The sequence below is a fragment of the Polaromonas sp. P1_G4 genome (assembly GCF_056405475.1).
Window position 1 is genome coordinate 1 of the sequence record NZ_JBFUCA010000089.1, and the last position, 11,386, is coordinate 11,386.

At 59.1% G+C, this 11,386-nt stretch carries 11 protein-coding genes; 3 read left to right on the forward strand and 8 right to left on the reverse strand.

The genetic code is table 11. The features are described 5' to 3' along the window. Positions 1-105 precede the first annotated feature (105 nt). The 5 genes from AC1D1X_RS06645 to AC1D1X_RS06665 all read right to left on the reverse strand — a co-directional run bounded on the left by AC1D1X_RS06645 (position 106) and on the right by AC1D1X_RS06665 (position 5,255). Complete coding sequence (locus AC1D1X_RS06645) at positions 106-822, reverse strand: ABC transporter ATP-binding protein (RefSeq protein WP_477669665.1); 717 nt, start codon at positions 820-822, stop codon at positions 106-108. A gap of 14 nt (positions 823-836) precedes the next feature. Beyond that, on the reverse strand, positions 837-1,604 hold the full coding sequence (locus tag AC1D1X_RS06650) for an ABC transporter ATP-binding protein (RefSeq protein WP_457279485.1): 768 nt from the start codon (positions 1,602-1,604) through the stop codon (positions 837-839). 11 nt (positions 1,605-1,615) lie between these two features. Continuing rightward, positions 1,616-2,734 carry an ABC transporter permease subunit gene (locus tag AC1D1X_RS06655; protein ID WP_477669666.1) on the reverse strand — a complete coding sequence of 373 codons (1,119 nt, stop codon included), beginning with the start codon at positions 2,732-2,734 and terminating at the stop codon, positions 1,616-1,618. Between the two features lie 34 nt (positions 2,735-2,768). After that, a complete protein-coding gene (locus AC1D1X_RS06660) occupies positions 2,769-3,698 on the reverse strand; it encodes a branched-chain amino acid ABC transporter permease (protein WP_477669667.1) in 930 nt (309 codons plus the stop codon). Between the two features lie 264 nt (positions 3,699-3,962). Continuing rightward, on the reverse strand, positions 3,963-5,255 hold the full coding sequence (locus AC1D1X_RS06665; RefSeq protein WP_477669668.1) for a replication-associated recombination protein A: 1,293 nt from the start codon (positions 5,253-5,255) through the stop codon (positions 3,963-3,965). Positions 5,256-5,401: 146 nt separating this feature from the next. On the opposite strand from AC1D1X_RS06665, the gene AC1D1X_RS06670 reads away from it, so the two are divergent. Continuing rightward, entirely contained in the window at positions 5,402-5,974 is a 573-nt protein-coding gene (locus AC1D1X_RS06670; RefSeq protein ID WP_477698010.1) for a class I SAM-dependent methyltransferase, read from the forward strand. Between the two features lie 54 nt (positions 5,975-6,028). On the opposite strand, the gene lolA is transcribed toward AC1D1X_RS06670, so the two are convergent. The 3 genes from lolA to AC1D1X_RS06685 all read right to left on the reverse strand — a co-directional run bounded on the left by lolA (position 6,029) and on the right by AC1D1X_RS06685 (position 9,958). After that, positions 6,029-6,673: an outer membrane lipoprotein periplasmic chaperone LolA gene (gene lolA, locus AC1D1X_RS06675; RefSeq protein WP_477669670.1), complete on the reverse strand. Its 645-nt coding sequence runs from the start codon at positions 6,671-6,673 to the stop codon at positions 6,029-6,031. A gap of 5 nt (positions 6,674-6,678) precedes the next feature. After that, positions 6,679-9,033 (reverse strand): DNA translocase FtsK, encoded by a 2,355-nt coding sequence (locus AC1D1X_RS06680; protein ID WP_477698011.1) that lies wholly within the window; start codon positions 9,031-9,033, stop codon positions 6,679-6,681. A 247-nt stretch (positions 9,034-9,280) separates the two neighbouring features. Next, positions 9,281-9,958 (reverse strand): Crp/Fnr family transcriptional regulator, encoded by a 678-nt coding sequence (locus AC1D1X_RS06685; protein ID WP_431097946.1) that lies wholly within the window; start codon positions 9,956-9,958, stop codon positions 9,281-9,283. Positions 9,959-10,134: 176 nt separating this feature from the next. Here AC1D1X_RS06685 and trxB point away from each other — a divergent pair, with 176 nt between their 5' ends. Then, a complete protein-coding gene (gene trxB / locus AC1D1X_RS06690; RefSeq protein ID WP_477669672.1) occupies positions 10,135-11,079 on the forward strand; it encodes a thioredoxin-disulfide reductase in 945 nt (314 codons plus the stop codon). 202 nt (positions 11,080-11,281) lie between these two features. Then, positions 11,282-11,386 (forward strand): 50S ribosomal protein L28 (rpmB, locus tag AC1D1X_RS06695; protein ID WP_477698012.1); only part of this gene is annotated, 105 nt, incomplete at its 3' end.

Consider the following 11,386-nt stretch of genomic DNA (forward strand, 5'->3'; position numbering starts at 1 on the left):
ATGCGTAAATATTTGGCGCCGCAAGGCATTTATGCCCTGCGCTGGTTGGCCAGATTTACGGGGTGACGTGCGTCCCGCAGCGCCTGCCGGCGCGCGGGCGCCTGCTTATTCGCCGAGGTAAGCGGCCCTGACGCGTGGATCGTTCAGCAGGCTTTTCGCGTCGCCGTTCATGGTGACGTTGCCCGACTCCATGACATAGCCGCGGTTGGCAATGCCGAGCGCACGGCTGGCGTTCTGCTCAACCAGCAGCACCGTCACGCCGCGGGCTGAAACGTCCTTGACCACTTCGAAGATCTTGTCGACCATGATGGGCGAAAGGCCCATGGAGGGCTCGTCCAGCAGCAGCACCTTGGGGCGGCTCATCAATGCACGGCCCATGGCCAGCATCTGCTGTTCGCCGCCCGACATGGTGCCGGCCAGCTGGTCCTTGCGTTCACGCAGGCGGGGAAACAGCACAAACATCTTTTCCATGTCTTCGGCGATGCCCGCCTTGTCGCTGCGGATGTAGGCGCCCATCTGCAGGTTTTCGGTGATGGTCATGCGGGTGAACACGCCGCGGCCTTCCGGCACCATGGCCAGGCCTTCTTTCACCAGGTCCCAGGCGCCGCGGCCCTTGATGCTCTTGCCCAGGTATTCAATGTCGCCGCCCAGCATGGGCAGCGTGCCGGTGATGGCTTTCATGGTGGTGGTCTTGCCGGCGCCATTGGAGCCAATCAGGGTGACCAGTTCGCCGTCGTTGACTTCGAAGTCAACGCCCTTGACCGCCTGGATGCCGCCGTAAGCGACCTTCAGGCCGGTCACTTTAAGGAGTGTGTTTGCCATATTCTTGCTTTCCTTCAATGACCTGTGCCCAGATAGGCGGTGATCACTTTTTCGTCTTTTTGTACGTCCGCGGGCGCGCCTTCGGCAATCTGCTTGCCGTAATCGAGCACGGTGACGCGGTCGCACAGGCCCATGACCAGCTTCACGTCGTGTTCGATCAGCAGAATGGTGCGGTTGTCCTTGCGGATGCGATCGATCAGCTCGCGCAGCTGCACTTTTTCGGTCGCGTTCATGCCGGCGGCCGGTTCGTCGAGTGCGATCAGCTGCGGGTCGGTAGCGAGAGCCCGGGCAATTTCCAGGCGGCGCTGGTCACCGTAGCTCAGGGTGCGGGCCTTGAAGTCGGCGTATTTGCCGATGCCGACATAGTCGAGCAACTCCTGCGAGCGCTTGGCAATGGCGGCTTCTTCGTGCTTGAAACCGGGAGTGCGCAGCACGGCGCCGATCAGGCCCGAGTTGGTACGGATATGGCGGCCGACCATGACGTTTTCGAGGGCCGTCATGTCGGCAAACAGGCGGATGTTCTGGAAGGTCCGGGCAATGCCGGCCTTGGCCACTTCGTGCACCGCCGTGGGCTTGTAGGGCTTGCCGGCGAGCTCGAAGGTGCCGCTGTCGGGCGTGTAAAGGCCCGTCAGCACATTGAAGAAGGTGGTTTTACCGGCGCCGTTGGGACCGATCAGGCCATACACCTGGCCACGCTCGATATGGATGCCGACATCGGAAAGGGCCTGCAAACCGCCGAAGCGCTTGGAGACACCCGAGACTTTAAGAATGGTTTCGCTCATGTCCATTCTCCTTAGGGGTTGATTGACTGGATAGGGTCCGGGCCGACGGGCTTGTTCAGCGACTTGCCGTGCTCGGAAGCGGGCCACAGGCCGCGCGGACGCATCAGCATGACGGTGATCATGGCCAGCGCGATCAGCAGCTGGCGCAGGATGGCGGAGTCGAGCCGGCCGTCGGTCATGGCCTGCAGTGGGCCGGCCACATGGCGCAGCACCTCAGGCAAAGCCGCGAGCAGCAAGGCGCCCAGAATGACGCCGGGCAAATGACCGATGCCGCCAAGCACCACCATGGCGACGATCATGACCGACTCCATCAGGCTGAAGGATTCGGGAGACACAAAACCCTGGAAGGCGGCAAACATGGAGCCCGACACGCCGCCGAAAGTGGCGCCCATGCCGAAGGCCAGCAGCTTCAGGTTGCGGGTGTTGATGCCCATGGCCTTGGCGGCGATTTCGTCTTCGCGGATCGCCATCCAGGCGCGGCCGATGCGGGAGTTTTCCAGGCGGTGGCAAACCACAACCGAGACGATCACCAGCACCAGGAAGAGGTAGTAGTACATCGACACCGAGTTGACTTCGAAGCCGAAAAACTCATGCGGCTTGCCAAGGTCGAAGCCGAAGAACTTCATCGAATCGATCTGGTTAATGCCTTTGGGGCCGTTGGTCAGGTTGATGGGGCGGTCCAGGTTGTTCAGGAACACACGGATGATTTCACCAAAGCCCAGCGTCACGATGGCGAGGTAATCGCCGCGCAGTTTGAGGGTCGGTGCGCCCAGCACCACGCCGAAGAATCCGGCGAGGGCCGCTGCCGCCGGGATGATCGCCCAGATCGGCAAATGCAGCCCGTTCGGAAACTGCGCCGCAATCCAGGGAAAGGCGTCGGCCAGGTGCGGCGAGCCGAGCAGCGCGAACAGGTAGGCGCCGACCGCGAAGAACGCGACATACCCCAGGTCCAGCAGGCCGGCGTAGCCGACCACGATGTTCAGGCCCAGGGCCAGCAGCACATACAGCAGCGCCATGTCGACAATGCGCACCCAGGCGTTGCCGCCCTGCTGCAGGATCAGCGGCAGCACCAGCAGTGCCGCCGCGACGATCAGGAAGGTAATGAGTTTTTTCGATTTGACAGAATTCATGAATGTTCTCCTTGTGTACCGGATGGACGCGGCGTCACGCCCGGTCCGCTACACGCTCACCCAGCAGACCTGAAGGCCGCAGCGTGAGCACAAAAATCAGCACGATGAAAGCAAAGATGTCGGAGTACTGGCTGCCCAGCACGCCGCCCGTCAGCGGGCCGATGTAGCCGGCGCCGATGGATTCAATCAGGCCCAGCAAAATGCCGCCGAGCACCGCGCCACCCAGGTTGCCGATGCCGCCAAACACAGCTGCCGTGAAAGCCTTGAGGCCCGGCAGGAAGCCCATGGTGTGCTGCACCGTACCGTAGTTGGAGGCGTACATGACGCCGGCCAGCGCGGCGAGGATGGCGCCGATAATGAAGGTGGCCGAGATGACGGTGTCGGGGCGCACGCCCATGAGCGCCGCAACACGGGGGTTTTCAGCCGTGGCGCGCATCGCACGGCCCAGCTTGGTGTAATGCACCAGCCACATCAGCACGGAAAGGGAGACAACCGTAGCACCCAGGATGAAGAGCTGGGTCACAGTGATGACGGCACCGCCGACCTGGAAGGGCTCGGAAGGCAACAGCGTGGGATAGGGCTTGTAGTTGGGCTTCCAGATGATCATGGCCAGGGTCTGCAGCAATAGCGACATGCCGATGGCGGTGATCAGCGGGGCCAGTTTGGGAGAGTTTCGCAAGGGCCGGTAGGCGATTTTCTCAATCGCGAAATTGAGGGCGCCGCACACCACAAAGGCGATCAGCAGCGAAATCAGCAAAATAATCCAGCCCGGCGTGCCCGGCATGGAATCCTGCATCAGGCCAATGATGGTCCAGCTGGTCAAAGCCCCCACCATCAGTACTTCGCCGTGTGCGAAGTTAATCAGGTTAATGATGCCGTACACCATGGTGTAGCCCAAGGCGATCAAGGCATACATGCTGCCCAGCACCAGACCATTGATGATCTGCTGTAGCAAAACTTCCATAACTCACTCTCCCGTCCAATTGATGAAATTGCGAACTCCGCCTGGCGGCCACCATCCACCGGGATCGCCGGTGACTGGCTTGAGTTAACAAAAAGCCCGCCTATCAAAGCCGGATGGCTGGTGAAGTTGGCGAGCTAATCCGCAAATTGTAGCCAAGCGTCTCTAGCGAGAATCGAGCCAGCGGTGCGGTTTTCGCGGGGTTTACCCTTGAGAAAGTGAAATTTTCGGGCCGAATCCACCTTTATCAGCGGCTTTTGTTTTTTATCAGTTTTTCTTATTGTTCTTAATTTTCAACTCATTTAACTTATCAGCTATGCGTATCTCCAGCCCTCTGTTGACGGGGCGATAGAAACCTGGAGGTGACATGCCTTCCGGAAAATAATTCTCACCCGCGGCAAAGCCGTCTTCCTCGTCGTGGGCGTAACGGTAGTTTTTGCCGTAATCCAGCTGTTTCATGAGCTTTGTTGGTGCATTGCGCAAATGCAGGGGCACCGGGCGGGTGCCGTCCCTGGCGATAAGAGCTTTGGCCTCGTTGAAGGCCCTATAGACCGCGTTGGACTTGGGCGCGACCGCCAGGTAAATGACGCACTGGGCCAGCGCCAGCTCGCCTTCAGGGGAGCCAAGGCGTTCGTAGACTTCCGCAGCATCCAGCGCCATGCGCAAGGCACGCGGGTCGGCCAGCCCGATGTCTTCGCTGGCCATGCGCACCAGCCGGCGCGCCATGTAGCGCGGTTCAGCGCCGCCGTCGAGCATGCGCATGAACCAGTAGAGCGCGGCATCGGGGTCGGAACCGCGCACCGACTTGTGCAGCGCCGAGATGGTGTCGTAGAACTGTTCGCCGCCCTTGTCGTAGCGCCGCATCCGCTCGCCCAGTACCTTGAGCAGCCAGACGTCGCCGACGTCGGTCACTTTTTCGGCCTTGGCCGCCACGCTGAGGGACTCGAGCGTGTTCAAGAGGCGGCGGGCGTCGCCGTCGGCATAGGCAACCAGCCTGTCAACGGCTTCATTTGCTATGGTTTCGATAGCTGGTAGCGCATGTTCAGCAAGCACCTTGGCCACTATTTGCTTGAGATCTGCCTCCTCCAGCGGCTGCAACACATACACCACGGCGCGCGAGAGCAAGGCCGAGTTCACCTCGAATGACGGATTTTCCGTGGTGGCGCCGATGAACGTAAAAAGACCGCTTTCCACATGCGGCAAAAAAGCATCCTGCTGGCTTTTGTTGAAGCGATGCACCTCATCCACAAACACGATGGTGCGCTTGCCGCCCTGCCCTTGCCAGATGGACGCCTGCTCAACCGCTTCCCGGATGTCCTTGACGCCACCCAGCACGGCGGAAATAGTGATGAAGTGGGCGTCGAAGCTGCTCGCCATGAGCCGTGCGATCGTGGTCTTGCCAACGCCGGGCGGACCCCAGAGGATGCAGCTGTGCGGCTGGCCTGATTCAAATGCGATGCGCAGCGGCATGCTTTCGCCCAGCAGGTGCTGCTGGCCGATAACCTCGCCCAGCGACTGGGGGCGCAAGCGTTCTGCTAGTGGTTGGCTTTTCGTTGGCATAAAGGGTACATGCGCGCCATGTCGTTGGCGCAAGAAGTTTTCTAGTGTCTGATCAGCGCTGTCCGGGGGCCCGCAAACAGCTTGTGTTTGCACACACCGATAATCACCACCGACTCATCATTCATCAAAAACTGCGGTAAATCCTCATGAAACTCAATATTGGCTGCGGTCACAACAAGTTTGCCGGATATGTCAACGTGGACGCATTTCAGGAATGCAACCCGGACGTAGTTTGTAACGTGGAAGTGACCCCGTGGATGTGGGACGACAGTTCAGTCGATACCGTCGCCTTCAATCACTCTCTTGAGCACATGGGCCAGCAATCCAGTGTTTTTCTGGGAATCATGAAAGAACTCTATCGCGTATGCAAAAACAATGCTGTGATTGAAATCAACGCACCCCATCCCAGGCACGACAATTTCATCAACGATCCTACGCATGTGCGAATCATCACGCCCGCCCTGTTTGCACTGTTTGACAAGAAAAACAATGACGAGTGGAAATTGCAAGGCATTCCCAACTCACCTTTTGCCCATTATCTGAGTGTAGATTTTGTGACCACCCATGTAGACGTAGTCATCGCCGACCCCTACAGCCAGATGTTTTCGGAGGGGAAAATTTCAGGCGAAGAGCTGGAAATCATGGCGCGCGAAAAAAACAATATCGTCGCAGAATACAGAATCAAACTGTCAGTGAGAAAGCCAGAAAACCGGGTTTGATGACCACCATGAATCCGGGAATTGAAACCGGCATGGGAAAACCACCGCAGGCGTTTACTGGCGAATCAGGTCCGCCCCAGCCGGCGTCTTGAACTGGAAGGCGGCAGGGCCAAGTGCAGGGTTGATCTCGAACTGACTGAAGGTCATCACTGACTTCTGGCCAAAGCTGTCAAGGATTTCCAGCATGGCGAGTTCGCTGCCCTTCCCGGTCGGTTTGAAACCGACACTGATGCTCTGCAACTGGCCGTCTTTGGTTTTGGGTTTGGCCTGTATCCACTGCAAACCATCTCTGTCAGGCAAGGACGCCAGGTTGAAATCGGCTTGCAGGCCCTTGAGGTCTGCAGCAGCGGCGATCACGGCGGCCGGGGTTCCGTTCAGTACCTGGGCCAGCTTGCGCGAGGTGACCTGGTTCAAGTCTGCGTCATAGAGCCACAGGGTCTGGCCGTCGGCCACGATGGTTTGTTCAAAAGGCTTTTTATAGACAAAGCGGAAACGGTTGGGCCGCGAAAACTCAAACGTACCGTTCGACGTCTTGCTGCGTGCAGCCTGGCCGTCCTTGCCGGGCGCCGTCACCACCTGGGTGAACTCGGCGCGGCCGCTGCTGACGGTCTTCACGAAAGTTTCGAGGCTTTCCAGGCCATCGGCCCATACGGAATGGGCGCAAGCAGCTATCAAAACAGTAGCAAAATATTTCTTCATGATCGTCACTCCGCCCGTGAGGGCACCAGGATTTCGCGCTGGCCGCTGCCACTCATGGCGCTGACCAGCCCGGCTTTTTCCATGTCTTCGACCAGCCGCGCAGCGCGGTTGTAGCCGATCTTGAGATGACGCTGCACCAATGAAATGCTGGCCTTGCGGTTTTTCAGCACGACTTCCACGGCCTGGTCGTACATCGGGTCTTTTTCACCGCCGCCGTTACCGCCACTGCTGCCATCACCCAGCAAGTCGCCGTCTTCGCCATCGACGGTACCGCCTTCCAGCACGCCCTCGATGTAATTGGGTTCGCCCTGCAGCTTGAGGTAGGCCACCACGCGGTGCACTTCGTCATCACTCACAAACGCACCATGCACCCGAATTGGAAAGCCTGTACCACTCGGCATGTAAAGCATGTCACCCATTCCTAACAATGCCTCAGCGCCCATCTGGTCAAGAATGGTCCGGCTGTCGATCTTGCTGCTGACCTGGAAAGACAGGCGGGTCGGGATATTGGCCTTGATCAGGCCAGTAATCACATCCACGCTTGGCCTCTGGGTGGCCAGCACCAGGTGGATGCCGGCGGCCCGGGCTTTTTGCGCCAGGCGGGCGATCAGCTCTTCAATCTTCTTGCCGACCACCATCATCAGGTCGGCCAGCTCGTCGATCACCACCACGATGTAAGGCAGGCGTTCCAGCGGCTCGGGTTGCTCGGGCGTGAGGCTGAAGGGGTTGTAGATGAATTCGCCCTTGGCCTTGGCCTCGTCGAGCTTGGCGTTGTAACCGGCCAGGTTGCGCACGCCCAGCTTGCTCATGAGCTTGTAGCGCTTTTCCATTTCGGCCACACACCAGTTCAGGCCGTGGGCGGCCTGGCGCATGTCGGTCACCACCGGCGCCAGCAAATGCGGAATGCCTTCATAGACACTCATTTCCAGCATCTTGGGGTCGATCAGCAGCAGCCGCACGTCACGCGCATCGGCCTTGTAGAGCAGGCTCAGGATCATGGCATTGATGCCGACCGACTTGCCGGAGCCGGTAGTACCGGCCACCAGGCAGTGCGGCATCTTGGCGAGGTCAGCCACCACCGCAGCGCCGCTGATGTCCTTGCCCAGGCCGATGGTGAGCATGGACTTGGCTTCGTTGTAGACCTGCGAGCCCAGGATTTCACTGAGCTTGATGGACTGGCGCTTGGCGTTGGGCAGCTCCAGCGCCATGTAGTTTTTGCCGGGAATGGTTTCGATCACGCGAATGGAAACGAGGCTGAGGGCGCGCGCCAGGTCTTTGGCCAGGTTGACGACCTGCGAGCCCTTCACGCCCGTGGCGGGTTCGATCTCATAACGTGTGATGACGGGGCCGGGAGCGGCGGCCACGACACGCACCTCGACGCCGAAATCCTTCAGCTTTTTCTCGATCAGGCGCGAGGTCATTTCCAGCGTCTCGGGGGCCACGGTCTCCTGGCGTGTCAGCGCACCGTCCAGCAGATCAACCTGCGGGAGCTTGGAGTCGGGCATTTCACTGAAGAGCGGCTTTTGCCGTTCTTTTGCCACGCGCTCGCTTTTGGGAATGTCCACGAGCACAGGCTCGATCAGGACCGGCACCGGATGGTGTTCTTCAATCTCGATGCGCTCGTCGATCAAAGTCTCTTCACGCTCACGCGCGGCCAGTTTGCCGAAGGCGAGGTCTTCGGCAATTTCGCGCTTTTCGCGGCGGGAGTCAATCAGGTTGTMAATCCACGCGCCAACACGCAGGGCCACATGCGCCCAGGAAAAGCCGAACACGGCGGACACGGCGATCACGCCGAGCGCAATAAAAACCAGGCCTGAACCAGCAAAACCCAGCCATTTCTCGCCCTGCGTTCCAGCCAGGTAACCCAGCACGCCGCCAGCGTGGCCGGGCAACCTGAATTCAAAACGATACAGGCGGGACCATTCCAGCGCCGCGCTGGCCAGTAAAAGCAGGAGCAGGCTTAGCCAAAACCGGATCCGGCCGGCGGAATGGGATGAATCGGCAGCAAGGGGCTCGYCGCGAAGCCAGCGCGCCAATGAAGACAACCAGACCTGGGCGCCTGCCGCCAATGCCCACCAGACGGAAAAGCCCAGCAGGAAATAGCTCGCATCTGCCAGCCATGCGCCCAGGCGGCCACCCCAGTTTCGGGACGCAGCTTGGGCGCCACCCAGGACATCAGCGGTACCGGATGTTGACCAGGCAGCGTCTTGCGGAGAATAGCTGAGCAGTGCCGCGAGCCAGAAAATCAGGCCGAGYAGGCCCAGAATCAGGCTGACTTCATGGGCAAAGCGTTTGATGCCGCTGGGCGCGCCCGCGGCTGGGGAATTTCTGGAGTTCAGGGTATCGAGTGAGTAAGTCATGGCCCGGCTAGTACTGCAAGCCGGAAGTAGCGAGACAAAATGAAAGGGATGGATTCGTGCCCAGGGCAAGGCGCGGGCCGCAGCGAAGGCTATATGCCTTCGCAAGGCTTGCAACGCCGCCATGGGTACGAAGACGCGCTTTCATGTTTCGATATTTCCGGGTTGCAGTACCAAGCTTACCGCAGTTGGGTAAGGCCTTTGAGGGCGCCAGAGACGCCAAACCGTACGGCAGGGGTCTGCCAGGGCCCTATCCCAGCGTATGAAGACGCTCTTTCACCAAAAGCGAGCCATCGTCGCGGGTTTCGATGAATCCGCGCTCTTCAAGATCCTTCATCACCCGGCTGACCATTTCGCGCGAAGCGCCGACCATCTTGGCCAGATCCTGCCTTGAAACCTTGTCGCGGATCACGGCATTTCCGCTGCCGTCTTCATTGGCGAATTCGAGCAATGCCCTGGCCACACGGCCATACACATCCATCAGGGCCAGCGACTCAATCTGCCGGTCTGCATGGCGCAGTCGCTGGACCAGCCCCTTCAGCACGGCATAGGCCATTGAGCTGTTTTCCGGAAGGCAACGTGCAAACTCCAAGCGGCCCAGGATCAGGGCATCGGTCTGGATCTCGGCGCGCACCGTGGCGGAGTGAGGTTCGTTGTCGATCAGGCTCATTTCACCCACATAGTCGCCGGGGTGCATGGTGGCCAGAATGACCTCGCGGCCCCGGGAATCCGTGGTGATGACGCGCGCGCGGCCGGTCAGGATGATGGAAAGGGCGTTGGATTTTTTGCCCTGCTCCACGATAGGCTCGCCGCGCTTGAACCGGCGCTTGACCACGGTATCGGCGACCGATGCAGCCTGGCTGGCAGTCAACACGGAAAAAAGAGGGACCCGGCGAATCAGTTCCAGGTTAGACACCATCGTTGTCATAGCAGATATCTCCCAACCTCACATCGGACGGCTAGTCGCGTGAGTTCTTACAATGGCACGTAATCTCMTAAGAAATCAAATGCCTGAAAAGTACCAGCAGCTGTTTTTACTTGACGCTGCACTTATGCGGCACGACTCTACATGAGTTCTTACACTTTCCCAATCAGTTTTTCATCATGAAACATTCCAGAGTCCTTATCCTCGGTTCAGGGCCTGCGGGTTACACCGCAGCTGTCTATGCGGCGCGCGCCAATCTCAACCCGGTATTGATCACCGGCATTGCGCAAGGCGGTCAGCTCATGACCACCACCGAGGTCGACAACTGGCCCGCCGACGTGCATGGCGTGCAGGGGCCCGACCTGATGCAGCGCTTTCTGGAGCACGCCGAGCGCTTCAAGACCGAGATTATTTTTGACCACATCAACAAGGTCGACTTCAGCAAACGCCCCTTTACCCTGACGGGCGACAGCGGGACTTACACCTGCGACTCGCTGATCATCGCCACCGGTGCCTCCGCCAAGTACCTGGGCCTGGAGTCGGAGACGGCATTCATGGGCCGTGGCGTTTCCGGCTGCGCCACCTGTGACGGCTTCTTCTACCGCGGAGAAGAGGTCTGCGTGGTGGGTGGCGGCAACACCGCTGTCGAAGAGGCACTGTATTTATCCAACATCGCCAGCAAGGTCACGCTGGTACACCGCCGCGACAAATTCAAGGCCGAAGCCATCCTGATCGACAAACTGCACGAAAAAGTGGCCGCAGGCAAGATCGAGCTCAAACTGCACCACACGCTGGAGCAGGTGCTCGGTGACGCTTCAGGGGTGACCGGTGTCCGCCTGAAGTGCACAAACAGCGATGCCTCGCAGGACATCACCCTCAAAGGCTGTTTTATCGCGATCGGCCATCAGCCGAACACAGACATCTTTGCAGGGCAGCTGGAAATGAAAGACGGCTACATCATCACCAAAACCGGCCTGCAGGGGTTTGCCACCATGACCAGCGTTCCAGGCGTCTTCGCTGCCGGCGATGTGCAGGACCATGTTTACCGTCAGGCGATTACCAGCGCCGGAACAGGCTGCATGGCAGCGCTGGATGCCCAGCGCTTCCTGGAACAAGGCCCCTAATAACCAGAGGAAGCGCTGACTTCCTCTTTTTGTCTCTTTTTTCCAGCTCTTTTGCCGCCCTGCCGAGGCTCTCAATCGCCGGAATTGGAACAAATCAGTTTTCAGGCTATAATCTATGGCTTAGCTGAGCATTTTCAGGTCTGTCTCGTGCAGATTTAACCTTTGCCAGCATCCGATTTCTAATTTTTTACGGAGAGTGCTCATGGCACGCGTCTGTCAGGTAACGGGCAAAGGCCCGATGGTGGGAAACAATGTTTCTCACGCAAACAACAAAACCAAGCGCCGGTTCATGCCTAATCTGCAGTAC